This is a genomic window from Cupriavidus sp. MEYA8 (assembly GCF_059278825.1).
The window spans coordinates 2,049,870-2,066,710 of the sequence record NZ_CM181222.1; the positions used below are offsets into that span (position 1 = coordinate 2,049,870).

The 16,841-nt window shown below is 69.0% G+C and carries 18 protein-coding genes; 7 read left to right on the top strand and 11 right to left on the bottom strand.

Annotation, left to right across the window (positions count from 1 at the left end):
* Nucleotides 1–21: 21 nt before the first annotated feature.
* Entirely contained in the window at nt 22–651 is a 630-nt protein-coding gene (locus AC5WJ1_RS26340; protein WP_135702839.1) for a diguanylate cyclase, read from the top strand.
* Nucleotides 652–741: 90 nt separating this feature from the next.
* On the opposite strand, the gene AC5WJ1_RS26345 is transcribed toward AC5WJ1_RS26340, so the two are convergent.
* The 3 genes from AC5WJ1_RS26345 to AC5WJ1_RS26355 are packed head-to-tail and all read right to left on the bottom strand — an operon-like array spanning nt 742 to nt 2,356.
* Nucleotides 742–1,083 carry a hypothetical protein gene (locus tag AC5WJ1_RS26345; RefSeq protein ID WP_133094506.1) on the bottom strand — a complete coding sequence of 114 codons (342 nt, stop codon included), beginning with the start codon at nt 1,081–1,083 and terminating at the stop codon, nt 742–744.
* 47 nt (nt 1,084–1,130) lie between these two features.
* Nucleotides 1,131–1,751 carry a CinA family protein gene (locus tag AC5WJ1_RS26350; protein ID WP_494476707.1) on the bottom strand — a complete coding sequence of 207 codons (621 nt, stop codon included), beginning with the start codon at nt 1,749–1,751 and terminating at the stop codon, nt 1,131–1,133.
* The gene (locus AC5WJ1_RS26355; protein ID WP_133094508.1) at nt 1,748–2,356 is read right to left on the bottom strand and encodes a DUF421 domain-containing protein; all 609 of its coding nucleotides are present in this window, start codon (nt 2,354–2,356) and stop codon (nt 1,748–1,750) included. The genes AC5WJ1_RS26350 and AC5WJ1_RS26355 overlap by 4 nt, the downstream gene beginning before the upstream one ends.
* A 260-nt stretch (nt 2,357–2,616) precedes the next feature.
* Here AC5WJ1_RS26355 and AC5WJ1_RS26360 point away from each other — a divergent pair, with 260 nt between their 5' ends.
* From AC5WJ1_RS26360 to AC5WJ1_RS26370, 3 genes are read left to right on the top strand one after another with little or no spacing between them, the layout of a single operon-like run.
* Nucleotides 2,617–3,759, top strand: a complete 1,143-nt coding sequence (locus tag AC5WJ1_RS26360) for a flavodoxin family protein (RefSeq protein ID WP_135702837.1) — start codon at nt 2,617–2,619, stop codon at nt 3,757–3,759.
* A gap of 38 nt (nt 3,760–3,797) precedes the next feature.
* Complete coding sequence (locus AC5WJ1_RS26365) at nt 3,798–4,361, top strand: BON domain-containing protein (protein ID WP_135702836.1); 564 nt, start codon at nt 3,798–3,800, stop codon at nt 4,359–4,361.
* A 16-nt stretch (nt 4,362–4,377) separates the two neighbouring features.
* Complete coding sequence (locus tag AC5WJ1_RS26370; RefSeq protein WP_135702835.1) at nt 4,378–4,656, top strand: BON domain-containing protein; 279 nt, start codon at nt 4,378–4,380, stop codon at nt 4,654–4,656.
* 37 nt (nt 4,657–4,693) lie between these two features.
* Here the strand turns inward: AC5WJ1_RS26370 and AC5WJ1_RS26375 are convergent, their stop codons facing one another.
* Nucleotides 4,694–6,061, bottom strand: coding sequence for an erythromycin esterase family protein (locus tag AC5WJ1_RS26375; RefSeq protein ID WP_494476708.1), 1,368 nt, complete (start codon nt 6,059–6,061; stop codon nt 4,694–4,696).
* A gap of 53 nt (nt 6,062–6,114) precedes the next feature.
* Nucleotides 6,115–6,336 (bottom strand): DUF2188 domain-containing protein, encoded by a 222-nt coding sequence (locus AC5WJ1_RS26380; protein WP_133094513.1) that lies wholly within the window; start codon nt 6,334–6,336, stop codon nt 6,115–6,117.
* 218 nt (nt 6,337–6,554) lie between these two features.
* Between AC5WJ1_RS26380 and AC5WJ1_RS26385 the strand changes: the two genes are divergently transcribed.
* Nucleotides 6,555–6,863: a hypothetical protein gene (locus AC5WJ1_RS26385; RefSeq protein ID WP_133094514.1), complete on the top strand. Its 309-nt coding sequence runs from the start codon at nt 6,555–6,557 to the stop codon at nt 6,861–6,863.
* A gap of 66 nt (nt 6,864–6,929) precedes the next feature.
* On the opposite strand, the gene AC5WJ1_RS26390 is transcribed toward AC5WJ1_RS26385, so the two are convergent.
* The 4 genes from AC5WJ1_RS26390 to AC5WJ1_RS26405 form a co-directional block, all read right to left on the bottom strand.
* Nucleotides 6,930–8,324: an MFS transporter gene (locus AC5WJ1_RS26390; RefSeq protein ID WP_135702833.1), complete on the bottom strand. Its 1,395-nt coding sequence runs from the start codon at nt 8,322–8,324 to the stop codon at nt 6,930–6,932.
* A 156-nt stretch (nt 8,325–8,480) separates the two neighbouring features.
* Nucleotides 8,481–8,711, bottom strand: coding sequence for a DUF2783 domain-containing protein (locus tag AC5WJ1_RS26395; protein WP_494476709.1), 231 nt, complete (start codon nt 8,709–8,711; stop codon nt 8,481–8,483).
* Between the two features lie 36 nt (nt 8,712–8,747).
* Nucleotides 8,748–10,463 carry an FAD-dependent oxidoreductase gene (locus AC5WJ1_RS26400; RefSeq protein ID WP_135702832.1) on the bottom strand — a complete coding sequence of 572 codons (1,716 nt, stop codon included), beginning with the start codon at nt 10,461–10,463 and terminating at the stop codon, nt 8,748–8,750.
* Between the two features lie 63 nt (nt 10,464–10,526).
* Nucleotides 10,527–11,486, bottom strand: coding sequence for an MBL fold metallo-hydrolase (locus AC5WJ1_RS26405; RefSeq protein ID WP_133094518.1), 960 nt, complete (start codon nt 11,484–11,486; stop codon nt 10,527–10,529).
* 323 nt (nt 11,487–11,809) lie between these two features.
* On the opposite strand from AC5WJ1_RS26405, the gene AC5WJ1_RS26410 reads away from it, so the two are divergent.
* Both AC5WJ1_RS26410 and AC5WJ1_RS26415 read left to right on the top strand, forming a co-directional pair.
* The gene (locus tag AC5WJ1_RS26410) at nt 11,810–12,652 is read left to right on the top strand and encodes an IclR family transcriptional regulator (RefSeq protein WP_434034580.1); all 843 of its coding nucleotides are present in this window, start codon (nt 11,810–11,812) and stop codon (nt 12,650–12,652) included.
* Nucleotides 12,649–13,509 (top strand): IclR family transcriptional regulator, encoded by an 861-nt coding sequence (locus AC5WJ1_RS26415; protein ID WP_133094520.1) that lies wholly within the window; start codon nt 12,649–12,651, stop codon nt 13,507–13,509. Before AC5WJ1_RS26410 ends, AC5WJ1_RS26415 begins: the two co-directional genes overlap by 4 nt.
* 9 nt (nt 13,510–13,518) lie before the next feature.
* Here AC5WJ1_RS26415 and AC5WJ1_RS26420 read toward each other — a convergent pair whose 3' ends face one another.
* On the bottom strand, nt 13,519–14,499 hold the full coding sequence (locus tag AC5WJ1_RS26420) for a Bug family tripartite tricarboxylate transporter substrate binding protein (RefSeq protein ID WP_494476710.1): 981 nt from the start codon (nt 14,497–14,499) through the stop codon (nt 13,519–13,521).
* 134 nt (nt 14,500–14,633) lie between these two features.
* The gene (locus AC5WJ1_RS26425) at nt 14,634–16,613 is read right to left on the bottom strand and encodes a PAS domain-containing hybrid sensor histidine kinase/response regulator (protein WP_434034582.1); all 1,980 of its coding nucleotides are present in this window, start codon (nt 16,611–16,613) and stop codon (nt 14,634–14,636) included.
* Between the last annotated feature and the right edge of the window lie 228 nt (nt 16,614–16,841).

The window sequence follows — 16,841 nt, forward strand, 5'->3', positions numbered from 1 at the left end:
CGTCGGGACACTCCTCCCACCATGCCCACTGCCGCCTCTGCCGACCTGCAAGCTTTCGAGCATGCCGTGCGCCTGGTGCTGATGTACGGCCTGGTGCCGCTGTGGCTGCTGGCCGGCGCAGGCGACTGGCTGTGCCATCGCCTCACGCACATCGAGCGCAACGCGGGCGTGCGCGAGTCCTTGCTGCACATGCTGATGCTGGCCGAGGTCGGCCTGCCGCTGCTGATGGTGCTGTTCCTGGAGGTCAATGCGCTGGTGATCGCCGTCGTCCTGGCGGCGCTCGTGATCCACGAAGCCACGGCGTGGTGGGACGTGCAGTACGCCAGCAAGCGCCGCCATATCGCGCCAGTCGAGCAGCATATGCACAGCCTGCTCGAAGTCCTGCCGATGGCTGCCGCCTCATACGTGGTGGTGATGTACTGGGGCCAATTCCTGGCGCTGTTCGGCGCCGGCAGCGAACCGGCGCGCCTGGCGCTGGCGTGGAAGCCCGTAGCGCTGCCGCCGGGCTATCTGGGCGGACTGTTCATCGCGGTCGTCTTGCTCGCCGGCCTGCCCTACCTGGAAGAACTGTGGCGCTGCCACCGCTGGCGCAAGCGCGAGCGTGACGCCGCGCTGGCGCAGGCGACCCGGGCGCTGCGCGGGGATAGCTGAGCAGCGCCCGTCGCGCGAGGGCCTGTCCGCTGAAGCCCCGCCACGATTGCGCCCAATGCATGCGCTCGATGCATGCGCAACGGCATGCGCTTACTGCTTGGTCGCCGGGTCCGGCGAATCGCCCTTCGGGCCGCTCGGCGCATCGGCGGTCGGTGCCGGCGGCGCGCCCTGTTCGCGTGGCTTCTTGCTGCGGGCGGTGTTGGCCTGCTTGCCGGATTTGGACTTGGACTTCTTGGCGGTGTCCTTGGTGGTGTCGGTCGGCGCCGTGGTCATGTCGGTGGCGGCCGGCTGGTTACGCGAGGCGCCGGCGCCTTCGATCGGTGGCGCACTCGGGTTCGGCGCGGTAGGCGAGGCCGGAGCCTGTTGGGCGAAGGCCGGCAGGCAGAGCGCAGTGCCGACGACCAGTGCCGTGGTAGCGAGGGTGCGTTTCATGATGGTCTCCATTGCAAGACTACGTCGGTCGGGCCCAGGGCCCTGGGTTATGCCGTTGCGCCCGCAGGCGTGTCCGGCAATTCATCGGGCGCCGCGGCGCGGTTGCCTTCACCGCGGCGCGCCAGTTCGTGGTAATGGCAGATCCGGGCCAGCGCCCAATCCGCCGCGGCTTCCCGCACGGCATTGCGTTCGCCGGGAAAGCGGCGGGTTTCCGTGAACACCGCCACGCCCGCGGGCGCGTCCTCAAGGGCGCGGCCGGCACGGCCGGCGTGACCAGGCCTGCGGAAGACCCATGCAAAGCATTGCGTGCCGGCCGGGGTGTCACCGTCGCCGCCGTCGTCGGCCACGCCGGTGTTCGCCAGCGCCAGGTCGACGCCGGTGAGCTGCATCGCGCCCAGCGCCATCGCGAGCGATACTTCTTCGCTTGTCAGTCCGTACCGGCGGATGGTTCCCGACGGCACGCGCAGCAACTGCTCCTTCGCCGATGGCGAATACGCGACGATGGCGCAATACAGGACATCGCCGCAGCCAGGCACTTCTGCGATGCGCGATGCAATCAGGCCCGCGGTACAGGATTCCGCGGTCACTACGTGGATGCCGTGGCGCCTGAGGTAACGGGCGATGCCGCGGTTATCGCCCGAGCCTCCGCCTGCGTTGCGTCGGGTCATTGACGCCGACTCCGCGACCGGACCGGCACGCCATTGCCGCGCGAGACGGCCGGCGCTGCCGGTGCGGCAGGATGGTTCTTCGCCGGCTCATCCTCCTTGGACCGGCGCACGAACGTTACCTTGCCGTCGCGCTCCAGCACGACGCGCGTCAGGTCGGCAAAGCTGTCGGTCTGCAGCGTAGCGCGCAGGTTGGCCTTCAGGTCTTCCTCGGTAAGCATGGCACGGCCGATCCGCTTGCGATCCAGCTGGCCCTGGTGCAGCAGGTCCAGCGCATACCCGCCTGTGGCGCGGTCGAACGCGGGATAGCGGCCCGAGAGCCAGCCCACTGCCCGGTGCAGCAGCACCAGCACGAGTGCGGCCGCGAATGCCACCGTGAGCGAGGTTGCGCCCACCACCGCGCGTGACAGCACGGCGCCCAGCAGCAGCACGATGCACAGGTCGAACGAACTCTTCTGCGCGAAGGCGCGGCGGCCCGCCAGCCGAAGCATGGCCCACGTGGCGATGAAGATCACCGCGGCGCGCACCGCGCCTTGCCACCACTGCAGCTCGTCGCCTTCGCCCACGGCGCGGCGCACCATATCGAGCAGGATTTCCATGACGTCCATGACGGCATCCGGAATGGAATTGATGGCAGCGGCGGCACTTTCCGTGCCAGCGCCGCGGCACCGGCGAAGCGCCGCCCAGCGGTCGTCGCAATGCCGCGCCGGTGCCGCAAGCGAGGAAAAAAGTACATGCAGCGCCAGCAGCCGCCTGTAAAAGCTGCGTGGCCGCGCGCGCTGCACATGGCCGCGGATGGTGGCGGATGGTGGCGTCTATCTTGCATGTCCTGCACCAGCACACATTGCAGAGGCGCACGGAGACACCTATGCCAGACCCGACGCACAAGCCGAACCAGCCGGCGCCGGATGCACCGCGCAAGCAGCGCTATCCCGGCGATCCCGCCGATGTCCGCAAGGGCCAGGTGAGCGAGCCGCTGCCGCGCGAAACTTTCCGGCAGCGCTTCATGGCGCGCTTTACCGACCCCGCCTACCGTGACGAGGATGAAGCCCTGGCGCGGCTCGAGCGCATTGCCTGGGAGGCTTACCGCGAGGGTCGCAAGGCGCCGCTGAAGCACAAGGCCGGACCGGGCTATGCCGATCCGGAGTATGAGCTGTCGGACGAATGGCGCGCGGCCAGCGAGGCGGTCCGCGTGGCGCAGCAGCTGCAGGCCGACCCTGCCACGCCCTCGCGCGTGCTGCTGGTCTGTGCCGCCGCGCGCAACGACTACACCTGCCCCGGCGAGATGTCCAAGTCCTGGCGGCTGGCGCAGCGCGCGCGGGCAACGCTGGAAGCGCAGGGCATCGAGGTCGATGTGCTCGACCTGAGCCTGCTCGCTTCCGATGCCGACTTGCGCATCCATCCGTGCAAGGGCTGCGTCTCGACGTCGATGCCGCTGTGCCACTGGCCCTGCAGCTGCTACCCCAACCACGCGCTCGGCCAGGTCAACGACTGGATGAACGACATCTATCCGCGCTGGGCAGGCTGCCATGGCGTGCTGATCGTCACCCCGGTCTACTGGTACCAGGCCAGCAGCCCGCTGAAGCTGATGATGGACCGGCTGGTCTGCGCCGATGGCGGCAATCCGGATCCGACCAGCACGCAGGGCAAGGACGTGGTGCGCGCCAAGTCGATCGAACTGGCGGGGTGGGATTATCCCAAGCACCTGGCCGGCCGTACCTACGGGCTGGTGGTCCACGGCGACGTGGCCGGCATCGAAGGCGTGCGCCGCGCGCTGTCCGACTGGCTCGACTGGATGGGCCTGATCGACGCCGGTCCGCAGGCGCGGCTGGACCGGTTTATCGGCTACTACAAGCCATATGCCACCAGCCATGTGGAACTCGACGAGGATGACGGCGTGCTCGGCGAGGTGGACAACGTGGCGCGTGCGCTGGCGTGCGCGGTGCAGCAGTTGCGCGCCGGCAAGCTCAGCGAGCCCGACCGCGGCCTGGTGCCGCCGCGGCAGAAATAGCGGCGCTACAAATCCCGGCACGGCAAGCGGAGACGACAATGGACCGTAGAGACAACCGGCGCGGACCACCCTGGCACGAAAGCCCCGTGCCGGACACCGACATGCGCAGCCACTACGTGGGCGCCTATGGCGTCTACGACTATGACGAGCCGGTGGACCCCGGCGAGTTCGGCGGCACGCAACACTGGCAGCGCGGCGGCGCGCCAGATGCACGCGCCCGGCAAGCGCCGCGCGGGCGCGATCCCTACCGCCAGTTCACCGGCTACAACGAGCGCATGGACCTGTATCGCGGCGGAACGCGCCAGGCGCGCCCTGTGCGCCCAGTAGGTCCGCGCAACTACCGGCGCAGCGATGCGCGCATCCTCGAGGACCTGTGCGAGCAGCTCGCGCGCAGCGCCCGGCTGGAGGTGGAAGACGTCGAGGTGCGGGTGGAGCAGGGCGTGGTCACGCTGGAGGGCAGCGTGCCGCATCGCCAGCAGAAGTACCGGATCGAGGACATCGCGGACGAGATCTACGGCGTCACCGACGTGGTGAACCACCTGCGCGTGGCGCGGGGCGAGGCTACGGCCGCGCATCCGGGGCATGGCATGCGCATGTACTGACGCCGGAGGCTCACGCATGCAGGATCCTTCCAATACGCCGCCAGCCAATCCGCGCGGCACCGCTGTCACCGCCGCTGACGTCGAACTGCAGGCAGCGCTGTGCGCGCGCCTGTGGGACAGCGGCCTCGATGTCAGCGAGATCGCGCTGAACGTCGCGGAAGGTCGCGTCACCATCGAAGGCGCGGTCGGCACGCAGGCGGATCGCGCGGCGATCGAGGCGAGCATCCGCGAGTCCGGCGGCGTGCGCGAGGTCGTGAATCATGTCAGCGTGGCGCCGGACCGCACCGGCGGGTGAGCGGCGGTCGCGTGACACCGGCCGCGCCCGCCAGCCGCTATAGTCCGGACGGCCACGTCTCCGGTGCGCCAGGCGCCGGACTGGCCGGCAAGGCCGGGACCGCACGCGTGTGGTCGAACCACAGCAGCGCATCGAACTGCCGCGGCAGTGCCGCGCGCGCATAGTGGCTCTGCAATTCGGTTTCGGGCCGGTAGATGACCTCGATGAAGCGCTCCTGCCGCGGCGGCAGCAACGCGGTGCGGGCGTCTTCGAGCGGCCCGCTGCGCGCGCCGCGCAGGTCGAGCCAGCATTGGGCGTGGCCGGCCTGGTGGAACAGGTGCTCGTAGCTGTCGGGCCGTCCGGGGCGCACGGTCTTGATTTCTATCTGGCCATCCCACCACGTCGCGGCGGCTACCGTGCCGGCATAGGTGCTCAAGCCAACCAGCGCCGCATCATCGCCGAAGGTTTCCCGGCACAGCTGGCCGATATTGAGCTGGCCGTGCAGCGTTCCCATTTCGGTGTGCGAGGCATCGCCGATGTGTGAGTTGTGCGCCCATACCACGGCGCGCGAATCGGGTCCGTGCGCATGCAGCAGTTGCATGAGCGTCTCGAACATGTGCGTGTCGCGCAGGTTCCAGCTGTCGTCGCTGCCGTGGTACATCACGCGGTAGTAGCGCTCTGCCGATGCAACCAGCCGCGCATTCTGTGCGGCATCCAGGTAGTCTTCATGGCCGGCACGGGCATAGGCCAGGCGCTTGTCGAGCAGCTCCTGCAATTGCCCGATGACGGCTTCCTCGCAGTCTTCATGGGTGCCGTGCAGCACGGCGCGGCCATAGCGCGCCGGGTCCCGGCCCCAGGGTTCCAGACAGGCGTAGCGCTCGCGTGCGGCGCGCGCGGCCTCAGGATCGACGCTGTCCAGGTAGGCCAGCACCGCCGCGATGGAGGCACGCAGGCTGTAGATGTCCAGCCCGAAGAAGCCGGCGCGCTGCACCGGGGGCAGGGGCGCGTTGTGCGCGTGCAGCCAGCGGATAAAGCGCGCGACTTCGAGATTGCGCCACATCCACACCGGGAAACGCGTGAACGCTTCGGCCGGCGCTTGCGCCGGCTGCGCGGGCCGGCCGCGGACATGGCGGTCGACCGCCGCGGCGTCGGGCCAGTCCGCTTCCACCGCGACGATGCGGAAACCGTGGCGCGCCACCAGCTGCGCCGTCAGCGCGGCGCGCGCGTGGTAAAACTCCGCGGTACCGTGCGTGCTTTCGCCAAGCAGCACCACCCGGTGCGCGGCCAGCGCTTCGGCCTGCACCGCGAGTGCATTGGAAAAGGGTCCGGAGAAGGGGTTCTGCGCGGGGTCGTCGACTTGCGGCAGCGGCACCGCCGCGGCTGCGATCGCGGCAGCCGCGTGCATTTCGTCCCAGTGCGGTGGCATGGATGCGCCTGCGCAGGATCGCGCGCCGGAAACGCTATCCGGCTAGGCCGGAATTAGCCCGGTATGGTGCGCGGATCGTGGCCGAAGCTGTTGCGCGAGCGGATCTGGCCATCGCGGCCATGGACCAGCAGTTCAACATGCTCGCGCTGCGCCTGCGCAGTCGCGGCGGCGATGGCTTCTTCCTGCGTGTCGTGGTGGGATTCTGCGTAGCGGGCCCCTTCATGGATGACATCCCAGCCATCCCGATGCGGCACGACGTGTATGCTGGTGCCCATTTTGCTGTCTCCTACGGCTGTCTATGCTTTCATTGTGGGCGATGTACGGCGGCTGTCTATCCGGCGGCGTCTGACAGGCCGGCCGCAACCCGGCCGCACACCCGGACGCAACCCGGACGCTGGGTGGAGGGCAGCAAGCCCGACTTTTTCATGGAAATTTCTGGTTATTTGGCGCCCCTCTTGTAAGCTGGACTTGGATCGCATTAGAGGAGCGGACCATGCGTGCAAGATTTGCCAGGGGACTGACGCAGTCGCCGGTGACCGTGGTGGCCCGGGCGTTCGACGGAGAAGCGGTGCAGGCCCCCCAGATTGGCGACCTGGTGACCGTGTACAGCCAGGACCAGGACACCGAATTCAATATCCGCCTGTGCGAGGCCGTCGAGCCCGGCCGCTGGCGCGGCGTGGTCTACGCGATCGGCCGCGGACAGGACGTGCTGGTGACGGCCGAAGGGCTGGAGATCGATGATGTGGTCGAGGTGATGCGCGAGGAGATCGCGCAGGTCATTCCCTGCGGCCGGTCCCACTGAACGCCGCACCCGCGCGGGTGCGGACATTCCGGTTTGACGAAACCCGTTGCAGGCCCTTGCTGCAGGTTAATCCTGCCGGGCCTGGCGGGATCCTTGCGCGGGCTGGCGCGGCACGCCCAGCCACATCGCGAGCCCGCTGGCGAGCAGCAGTGCCGCCAGCAGCAACAGCGCATGGTCGAGGCTGCCGGTGCGGGTCTTGATTTGCCCGATCACCCACGGGCTGACGATGCCGCTGGTGATGCCGACGCTGCTGATCACGGCGATGCCGGCCGCGGCCCCCGCGCCCGGCAGGTAGCTGGGCGGCAGCGACCAGAACACCGGCAGAGCGGCAAAGATCAGCACGGCGGCAACCGACAGGATCGCCAGCATCATGGCCAGGCTGGAGGGGTGCAGCGTGAGCGCGGCCAGCGCCAGCGCGCCGCCGGCGGTGCACAGCAGGAAATGGCGGTGGCGCTCGCCGGTGCGGTCGGAATGGCGCGCGATCAGGATCAGCCCGACCGCACCGACGGCATTGGGCACCACCGAATACAGGCTGACCGACATCACATCGGTGATGCCGAAGTCGCGGATGATCAGCGGCATCCAGAAGCTCAGCGCAAGCGATCCGCACGTCAGCGAAAAATAGATAAGGGCGAACAGGTACACGCGCGGGTTGCGCAGCACCTGGCGCAGCGCCTGCAGCGAATGGCCGCCTTTCCCCGCGTCGGCCGCGCTGGCCGACCCGCCCGCCGCGGCGCGCGTCAGGTATGCGCGCTCATCGGGGCTGAGCCAGCGGGCCTGTTCCGGACCATCCACCAGGCAGCGCGCGGCAATCAGCCCCAGGAAAACCGCGGGCGCACCTTCGATCGCGAACATCCACTTCCAGCCTTGCAGGCCGAGCACGCCGGCCATGTCGCGCATGATCCAGCCCGAGACCAGGCCGCCGAGCACGCCCGCCACCGCCACGCCGGCAAAGAAGATCGCCATCACCGCGGCGCGGCGCCGTGCCGGGAACCAGTAGGTCAGGTAGAGCACGATGCCGGGGAAGAAGCCCGCCTCGAACACGCCCAGCAGGAAGCGCAGCGTGTAGAACTGCGCCGGCGTCGACACGGCCATCATGCCCACCGAGGCCAGGCCCCACAGCACCATGATGCGCGTGAAGGTGCGGCGCGCGCCGAAGCGCGCCAGCAGCATATTGCTCGGCACCTCGCACAGCACGTAGCCAACGTAGAAGATCGCGGCGCCCAGCCCGTACATGGCGTCGCTGAAGCCCAGGTCATGTTTCATCTGCAGCTGGGCGAAGCCGATGTTGATGCGGTCCAGGAACGAGACCACGTAACAGACGAACAGGAACGGGATGATGCGCAGCCACACCTTGCGGTAGAGCGCGTCTTCCTCGCGCGCCGCCAGCGTGGGCGGGGCAGTGATGTTGGCGGGCGTCAGATGCAGGGACGCGAGATCCCCTGAGACCGGATGGCTCATGCTGTTGTCTCCGTATTTTCGGTAGCTGCGGTGGTGGCTGCGCGTGTCGCGCCTGGGTGGTTGCAGCCAGGGAATGGCGCCGCCGGGCGCGTCTGTTGCGCGCTGGCTGGCGGACCCGGGTCAGGCCGGGGAAAGAGCGGAGCGGGGCGCGGCGTGTCAGGCGACCGGCGCCGCAGTGCCCGGCATGTCGGCCACGCCTTCGCGCGCGGCCTGCAGCGCGGCCAGCAGCACGTCGTGGTCGCCGATATGGTTGGCCAGCAGCAGGATCAGCTGCGCGTTGGCGGCCTGGCTCTGGGCGTCGTCGAGATCGCGGTGCATCTCGATCAGCGCTTCGTAGAAATCGTCGGGCCGGGCAAGGTTGGGTTGCGTATTGAGGGTGGCGGGCATGTTGTGGTCTCCTGTTCTCGAGCGGTCCGGCGTGCCTCAGGCGGCGATCCGGCCAGGGGCCGCGGCCAGGCCGGCACCGGTGGCACGCGCCAGCGCGGCGCGGATCGCGGCGGGGTCGGCGCGCCGCCAGCGCGCGCACACATGCTGGTCGGGCCGCACCAGGTAGCAGGTGCCGGGCGCGGCGCCGTAGCGGGCCGCGGCGAGGCCCTGGTCGTCGCGCAGCACGGTGGCGTTGGAACAGGTCATCGCCGGCTGCGCCGCGTCCGTGACGTAGACCAGCCGCAGCGGCACGTTGCCCTGGCTGAGCGCGGACAGGTCGGCCAGCGTGGCGGCGTCGATGGCATCGGGATTGCCGAACAGCAGCACGGTGAAGTCCTGTCCCAGGTGCGACAGCAGCCAGCCGGCACCCTGCGGCCCGGATACCGGCGCGTCGGCGCAGACCGCGCCGGGCACCATGCCGCCGGCATACCCCTCATCGGCATCGCCGGTGTTCAGCGGCGAGCCGTGCAGCACCGCCGGCACCGACAGGCGGCCGCTGTTGACCAGGCCGCGGGCAAAGGCGTGCCGCTTCGACAGCGTCAGCACCGCATCGCGGAAGACGCGGCTGACGGGGCTCTTGGGCGTGATGAAGTCGGTGGCGCGGGTCGAGTTCAGGAGGTTCTCGTCGGCGGCGTATTCGCGCTCGCTGGCGTAGGTATCGAGCAGGCTGTCGGCAGCGTGGCCCTGCAGCACGTAGGCCAGCTTCCACGCCAGGTTCTCGGCGTCCTGCACACCGCTGTTGGCACCGCGCGCCCCGAACGGCGAAACGCCGTGCGCCGAGTCGCCGGCAAACAGGATATTGCCGTGGCGGAAGCTGTCCATGCGCAGGCACGAGAAGGTGTACACGCTGACCCATTCCAGCTCGAACTTGACGTCCTTGCCGAGCAGTGCCTGCACGCGCGGGATCACGCGCTCGGGCGATTTCTCCAGCACCGGGTCGGCGTCCCAGCCGAGCTGGAAGTCGATGCGCCAGACATTGTCCGGCTGGCGGTGCAGCAGCACCGACTGGTTGGGGTGGAAGGGCGGGTCGAACCAGAACCAGCGCTCGCTGGGGAAGTCGGCTTCCATCTTCACGTCGGCGATCAGGAAGCGGTCGCGGAAGGTGCGGCCCTTGCTGTCCAGCCCGAGCAGCTTGCGCATCGGGCTGCGCGAACCGTCGGCCGCCACCACGTAGCGCGCGGCCAGCGGGTAGCTGCCTTCAGGCGTCTCGACGGTCAGCACGGCGCCATCCGCGCGCTGCTCCAGCCCGACCACCTTGTTGTGCCAGCGGATCTCGATATTGGGCAGCGCCTGCGCGCGCTCCAGCAGGAAGCCTTCGACGTAGTACTGCTGCAGGTTGATAAAGGCCGGGCGGCGATGCCCGCTTTCCGGCAGCAGGTCGAAGCTGTAGACCTGCTGGTCGCGCAGGAATACCTTGCCAACGTTCCAGCTCACGCCCTTGTCCACCATGCGCTCGCCGCAGCCCAGCCGGTCGAAGATGTCCAGCGTGCGCTTGGCGAAGCAGATGGCGCGCGAACCGGTGGACAGCGTGCAGTCGTCGTCGACCAGCACCACGCGCACGCCGCGCTGGGCCAGGTCGATGGCGGTGGCCAGCCCGATCGGACCGGCACCCACCACCACGACAGGATGGACCGGGCCATCCGCCTGCCCGGCACGCTGTTCCGCGCAGGGTTGGTACTCAAATGACAACCGCTGGTAGTCGATGCTGCTCATGCCTGTCTCTCCATCCAACTCTGTGTTGCTTCGTTGCCCGACTTGTTATGGGTCTTCGGCCGCTCAGTCCTGCAGCGCGGCCCACATTTCCTTGTCGCGCTGCGCGGTCCAGATGCGCGGGTGGCGGATGCCGCTGGCCTCGTCATAGGCGCGCGAGACGTCGAATGGCAGGCAGTGTTCGTAGATGAAGACATGGCCGAACTTCGGGTCCATGGCCTGGCGCGTATGCGCCATCGCGGCCTTCAGGTCGAGCTTCTCGGCCACCGCTTCCTTGCCCGACTGGAACAGCGTGGTGACGAAGTCCTTGGTGTAGGCGAGGCCCTTCCTGACCTCTTCCGGCGTGGTCAGCGCGGGGCCGCGGCCGGGAACCAGCTTCTCGGGGTTGAGCGCCTGCAGCGCGTCGAGCGTGGCGGGCCATTCTTCGAGCTGGGCGTCGCCGCAATAGCAGGCGGCGTCGTACTCGACCAGGTCGCCGGAGAACAGCACCTTCTGCTGCGGCAGCCAGACCACGGTGTCGCCCTTGGTGTGGCCCGAGCCCAGGTGGGCGATGCGCACTTCCAGCTTGCCGAGGAACAGCGTGATTTCCTTCTCGAACACCAGCGTCGGCCAGGTCAGGCCGGGCACGGTCTCGACGCCGGCAAACAGGCGCGGGAAGCGCTCGATCTCGGACTTCATGTCCGCCTCGCCGCGCTCGACGATCATTTCCCAGGTGCCGCGGCTGGCGATGACCTGCTGCGCGCCTTCGGCGAAGTAGGCAGATGCGCCCAGCACGCGCACCGCGTGGTAGTGCGACAGCACTACGTACTTGATGGGCTTGTCGGTAATGGTGCGGATGCGCGCGATCAGGTCCTGCGCCATCGCCGGCGTGGCGGTGGTATCGACGATCAGAACGCCGTCGTCGCCGATCACGACGCCGGAATTGGGGTCGCCCTCGGCGGTGTAGGCCCAGGCGTTCTCGGACAGCTGGGTGAAGGTGACTTGCTTGGCTTCGAGGTCGGCCTGGGATGCGAATGCCTTGGACATGGCGTCTTCCTTTGTGTGTGGGGGAGGCAAGACGGCACGTGCGCGCGGCGGGTGTACCGCAGTTCGGGGCTGGCGGCACGGGCTGTCTCGCCCCCGTTTCTATGGGTCTTCCACGCGGCGGTGCCGGCGTGTTTCGACGGGGTAGTGCAATCTTAGGAAAGACCGTTTAATTAATCAATAGCTAATTCGTTCGTCTATAGCAAATAATGGTGCGACACGAGACCAACGGATCGCGTACCGCGCGATCGCGGGTTTACCCCGATTCGAAGGCGCGTGGATGGCGTTCGATTAATATCCGGGTTTTCCGATCACACAAGGTGGCGATGGCCAGGGGCAAGGCAACCGGCGCGGCCGGCAACGCTGACAAGGAAGGAAAGCCGGAAAAGGCTGACAAGGCCCAGCGCGGCATCCAGAGCGTGGAAGTCGGCGGCCGGCTGCTGGCCGCGCTGGCGGCGGCGCGCGTACCGATGCCGCTGGCCGCGCTGGCCGAGGCCGCGCAGCTGGCGCCGGCGCAGGCGCACGCCTACCTGGTCAGCCTGACGCGCCTGGGCCTGCTCAAGCGCGACCATGTCTCCGGCCGCTACGAGCCCGGCCCGCTATCGCTGCAGCTGGGCATGCTGCGCCTGGAGCAGGATCCGGCCTACCGCGCCGCGGTGCCGCGCGTCGACGCGCTGGCGCGGTCGTCGGGCTTCAGCGTGGCCATCAGCATCGCCGGGCCGCAGGGGCCGACCATCGTGCGCTACGTGCCTGCCAGCGCGCCGCTGCACGTGAACCTGCACGTGGGCACGGTGATGGCGCTGGCGGCCACCGCCACCGGCCGCGTCTACTGCGCGTTCCGGCCGCCGGCGCAGTGGCAGCCGCTGTGGCGCACGCAGCAGCCGGACGCCACGGAGGCGCAGTTGGCTGACTTCGGCGCAGTGCTGCAGGGAATCCGCGAACGCGGCATCGAGCGCAGCATCGACACGCCCAGCCCCGCGGTCAGCAGCCTCAGCGTGCCGGTGCTGGACGCTGCCGGGACGCTGCGGCTGGTGCTGACGCTGGTTGGCTCGACCGGCGCCATCGACGTCGACTGGAACGGCACCGCCGCACGCGCGCTGCTGGCAGCAGCGGCCGATATCGCAGCGTTGCTGCGTGCGGAAGGCGCGGAGGAGGCAAGCGCGGCATGACCCCGACCCGCATACCCGACCCGGACGGCATCGCCGGCCCGGATGCCGAAGCCGAAGGCGGCAAGCCGCAGCGCGGCATCCAGTCTCTCGACAGCACCGGCCAGTTGCTGGGCGCGCTGGTCGCGGCGGGCCGTCCGCTGGCCTTGCGCGACCTCGCGCTGGCTGCCGGCATGCCCCCCGCCAAGGCGTTCCCGCACCTGGTCAGCCTGCAGAAGACCGGACTGCTCGCGCGCGATGCCGCCGGCAACTACCTGTGCGGCCCGCTGGGGCTCGAGCTCGGACTGGTCGCGCTGCAGCGGCTGTCGCCGACGCGCGAGGCCGAGCCCGAAGTGATCGAACTGGCCGGCACCACCGGCCTGAGCGTGGCCATGGCCGTGCTGGGCCCGATGGGTCCGACCGTGGTCAGGCTGGAGGAATCGGCGCGGCCCCAGCATGTCAGCCTGCGCGTCGGCACGGTGCTGTCGCTGGTCCATACCGCGATCGGCCGTACCGTGGCCGCGCACCTGCCGGGCAACGTGCTTGCCGGGCTGCTGCAGACCGACTACCTGCGCATGGCCGGCGCTGCCGTCGGGCAGGTGCTGGGGGAAGACGGAAAGCCTGCGCCCGACTACGCCGCCCGCCTGGCCAAGGTGCGCGAGGCGCAGATCGACAACGCGCTGAGCCACCCGGTGCCGGGCATCGATACGCTGGCGGCGCCGGTGTTCGATCACACCGGCAGCCTGGCGCTGGTGATCGCGGTGATGGGATCGAGCGGCAGCTTCGACAGCGGCACCGAAGGCGCGCCCGCCGCGCTGGTGCGGCAGGCGGCGCGGCGGTTGTCGTGGCGCTTCGGCGCGTTGCGCGGCGCGGCCGGCTGAGCCGGCTGCTTACTGGTCCAGCCGGATGTTGGCAGACTTGATCAGCCCATCCCACTTTTCGTATTGCGCGCGGATATAGCTGCCGAACTGCGCGGGCGTGGCCGGGAACGGCACCGTGCCCTGGCTCGCGAGCTTCGCCGACAACTCCGGCTGCTTCAGCGCGGCAACGATCTCGCCGTTGAGCCGGTCGATCACTGCCTTGGGCGTGCCGGCCGGTGCGGCCACGCCGAACCATGCCGTCAGCTCATAGTTGGGCACGCCCGCCGCGGCCAGCGTAGGCACGTCCGGCAGCTGTTCCGAGGGCTTTTGCGTGGTCACCGCCAGCGCGCGCACGCGGTTGTCGCGGATATACGGCAGCGCGGTGGAGACGCTGTCGAACATCATCGTGATGCGGCCGCCGATCAGGTCGGTCATGGAGGCGGCGCTGCCCTTGTACGGAATGTGCGCGATATTGACACCGGCGAGATGGGTAAACAATTCACCAGCCAGGTGCGACGACGAGCCGTTGCCGAACGAGCCGTAGGTCAGCCTGCCCGGCTCCTTGCGCGCCAGCGCCAGCAGTTCCTGCACGTTGCGCGCCGGCACCGACGGATGCACCACCAGCACGTTGGGCAGGTAGGCCACGGATGCGACCGGGGCGAAATCCTTGAGCGGGTCGTAGCCGGGCCTGGCGTACAGGCTCTTGTTGACCGCCAGCGAACCGAAGGTGCCGAACAGCAGCGTGTAGCCGTCGGCCGGCGCGCGCGCCACGGCGATGGCAGCCAGGTTGCCGCCGGCGCCGGGCCGGTTGTCTATCACCACCGGCTGCCGCAGCCGCGCCGACAGGGCATTGCCGATCTCGCGCGCCAGCAGATCGGTCGCGCCGCCGGGCGGGAAGGGCACCACCAGCCGGACCGGCTTGTCCGGGTAGTCCGCCAGTGCCGTGCCTGCCGCCGTGGCGGCGAATGCGAACAGCAGCCCGCTGGCTGCACGCCTGATCCAACCCTGCATCGCTGTCTCCTCCATGTGTGTTCTGGCGATGGAACGGGCCTCAGTGTGTCGCAGCGCGAGCAAGCGCGGGTTTGGCTTTGGCGAAGGTGGCCTTCCGCGGCCTGCACAGCGTGCAGCGGGCGGCCGCGCGCAACCTATTCGGGCCGCTGCAGGCGCGCGATGGTGCCGAACAGCGTCTCCAGCTCCACCGGCTTGACCAGGTGTGCGTCGAACCCCGCGCGCTCGCTTTGCTGCCGGTCGGCAGGCTGGCCGAAGCCGGTCAGCGCGACGTAGCGGGTCTGGTCGGTGCCGGCCACGCCGCGCAGGGCGCGCACCACCTCGAAGCCGTCCATGCCCGGCATGGCCAGGTCGATCAGCGCGATATGCGGACGGCAGCGCGGCGCCACGTGCAGCGCCTCGGCGCCGTCGTAGGCAATGGTCACGTCGTGGCCGCACATTTCCAGCAGCATCGCCAGGCTGTCGGCGGCATCGCGGTTGTCGTCGACCAGCAGGATGCGCTGTGCCTGCAGCACGACGTTGGCACGGCCGCCGGCCGCGGCGCGCCCCGGTGGCTGCATCGTGGCGGCTTCCTGTGCCACCGGCAGCGGCAGCCGCAAGGTGAAGGTGCTGCCCATGCCGGGCCCGGCGCTGGCTGCGGCAATGGTGCCGCCATGCAGTTCCACCAGCGCGCGGCACAGCGACAGGCCGATGCCCAGACCGCCATGCGCATCGGTGCCGGGGCGGCTTTCCTGCACGAACATGGTGAAGATGTCGTCCAGCGATTGCGGCGCGATGCCGCGGCCCTGGTCGATCACCTGTACCAGAAGGGTACGTTTTTGTACGGCGGTGACGATGCTGATGGTCGTCTGCGCCGGCGAGAACTTCGACGCATTCAGGATCAGGTTCTGCATCACCTGCACCAGCCGGGTCTTGTCGGCGTGCATCGGGATCGACGCGGCGTGGGCCTGCACCGCGACGTGCTGCGACTTGGCCTCGAGCGACGGCCGTGCCGCCTCGGTGGCGAGCGCGATCACTTCGTTGAACTCGAGCGGCCCGGTGCGCAGCTCGATGCGCCCGGAGTTGATGCGGCCGATGTCGAGCAGGTCGTCGACCAGCCGGCTCAGGTGCGTGACCTGGCGTTCGATCAGGCTCAGGCTCCTGTCGGCCAGTGCCTCGTCGCCGGGCGCGAGCCGCATTGCCGCCAGCGCGCTGTGCACCGGCGCCAGCGGATTGCGCAGCTCATGCGACAGCGTGGCCAGGAATTCGCTCATGCGCTGGCTGGAGCGCTCCAGCTCTACGTGGCGGCGGCGCTCGCTCATGTCGCGGGTGACCTTGGCGAAGCCCCGCAGCGCGCGCGATTCGTCGTAGACGGCGGTCAGCGTGACGTTGGCCCAGAACAGCGAACCGTCCTTGCGCACGCGCCAGCCTTCGTCCTCGACGCGGCCGGCGCGGCGGGCCTTCTCGAGCAGCCGCGCGGGCTTGCCGGCGGCAATGTCGTCGGGCGGGTAGAACACCGAGAAATGCCGGCCCAGGATCTCGTCGCGGCGATAGCCCTTGATGTATGAGGCGCCGGCATTCCAGCTGACGATATTGCCGGCGGGATCGAGCATGAAGACCGCGTAGTCCTTCACGCCCTCCACCAGCAGCCGCAGCGTTTCCTCGCTCTGGCGCAGTGCTTCGGCGGTGCGGCGCTGGGCGGTCATGTCGCGCGTGACCTTGCCGAAGCCGATCAGCTTGCCGTCCGGATCCTTGAGGGCCGTGATCACCACATTGGCCCAGAAGCGGCTGCCATCCTTGCGCACGCGCCAGCCTTCATCCTCGAAGCGCCCGAACTCGGCGGCGGCCTTGAGCTCGGCATCCGGCCAGCGCCGTGCCACGGCGTCGGGCGTGTAGAAGGTCGAGAAGTGCTTGCCCAGGATATCTTCGCGGGTATAGCCCTTGATGCGCGCGGCGCCCTTGTTCCAGCTCGACACATGCCCGGTCACGTCGAGCGTGAAGATGGCGTAGTCCTGCACGGACTCGACCAGGGTCCGGTAGGGGGCGTCGGCAGCCACGTCGCCGGGCGCGTTGCCTTGCGACTCGCGGAGTGACGCGTGTGCGGCCGGGCCGTCGGCGCCGGCGGGGTCTTTCTTCATGGCGAAATCTGGGTTCGCTGCTGCCGGCTTGCCGGCGATGTCTGGAAGCGAGCGCCGCCGCGCGGCGCTGCGCATGACATAGCATACGCGCCTCGCGCCGAAGCAGGCGGCCGCGGCGCCTGGGTGGTCCGAAGGTTCGCGACGATGATTCGGAATATACAGATTGTTACGCGGTGCACGATCCATAGAATCGGTCACATGTTTTAAACGCCGTCAATCTTTGTCACG

Coding starts and splice junctions, on each gene's coding strand:
- AC5WJ1_RS26340 (WP_135702839.1), top strand. CDS start 22: ATGCCCACTGCCGCCTCTGCCGACCTGCAAGCTTTCGAGCATGCCGTG.
- AC5WJ1_RS26345 (WP_133094506.1), bottom strand. CDS start 1,083: ATGAAACGCACCCTCGCTACCACGGCACTGGTCGTCGGCACTGCGCTC.
- AC5WJ1_RS26350 (WP_494476707.1), bottom strand. CDS start 1,751: ATGACCCGACGCAACGCAGGCGGAGGCTCGGGCGATAACCGCGGCATC.
- AC5WJ1_RS26355 (WP_133094508.1), bottom strand. CDS start 2,356: ATGGACGTCATGGAAATCCTGCTCGATATGGTGCGCCGCGCCGTGGGC.
- AC5WJ1_RS26360 (WP_135702837.1), top strand. CDS start 2,617: ATGCCAGACCCGACGCACAAGCCGAACCAGCCGGCGCCGGATGCACCG.
- AC5WJ1_RS26365 (WP_135702836.1), top strand. CDS start 3,798: ATGGACCGTAGAGACAACCGGCGCGGACCACCCTGGCACGAAAGCCCC.
- AC5WJ1_RS26370 (WP_135702835.1), top strand. CDS start 4,378: ATGCAGGATCCTTCCAATACGCCGCCAGCCAATCCGCGCGGCACCGCT.
- AC5WJ1_RS26375 (WP_494476708.1), bottom strand. CDS start 6,061: ATGCCACCGCACTGGGACGAAATGCACGCGGCTGCCGCGATCGCAGCC.
- AC5WJ1_RS26380 (WP_133094513.1), bottom strand. CDS start 6,336: ATGGGCACCAGCATACACGTCGTGCCGCATCGGGATGGCTGGGATGTC.
- AC5WJ1_RS26385 (WP_133094514.1), top strand. CDS start 6,555: ATGCGTGCAAGATTTGCCAGGGGACTGACGCAGTCGCCGGTGACCGTG.
- AC5WJ1_RS26390 (WP_135702833.1), bottom strand. CDS start 8,324: ATGAGCCATCCGGTCTCAGGGGATCTCGCGTCCCTGCATCTGACGCCC.
- AC5WJ1_RS26395 (WP_494476709.1), bottom strand. CDS start 8,711: ATGCCCGCCACCCTCAATACGCAACCCAACCTTGCCCGGCCCGACGAT.
- AC5WJ1_RS26400 (WP_135702832.1), bottom strand. CDS start 10,463: ATGAGCAGCATCGACTACCAGCGGTTGTCATTTGAGTACCAACCCTGC.
- AC5WJ1_RS26405 (WP_133094518.1), bottom strand. CDS start 11,486: ATGTCCAAGGCATTCGCATCCCAGGCCGACCTCGAAGCCAAGCAAGTC.
- AC5WJ1_RS26410 (WP_434034580.1), top strand. CDS start 11,810: ATGGCCAGGGGCAAGGCAACCGGCGCGGCCGGCAACGCTGACAAGGAA.
- AC5WJ1_RS26415 (WP_133094520.1), top strand. CDS start 12,649: ATGACCCCGACCCGCATACCCGACCCGGACGGCATCGCCGGCCCGGAT.
- AC5WJ1_RS26420 (WP_494476710.1), bottom strand. CDS start 14,499: ATGCAGGGTTGGATCAGGCGTGCAGCCAGCGGGCTGCTGTTCGCATTC.
- AC5WJ1_RS26425 (WP_434034582.1), bottom strand. CDS start 16,613: ATGAAGAAAGACCCCGCCGGCGCCGACGGCCCGGCCGCACACGCGTCA.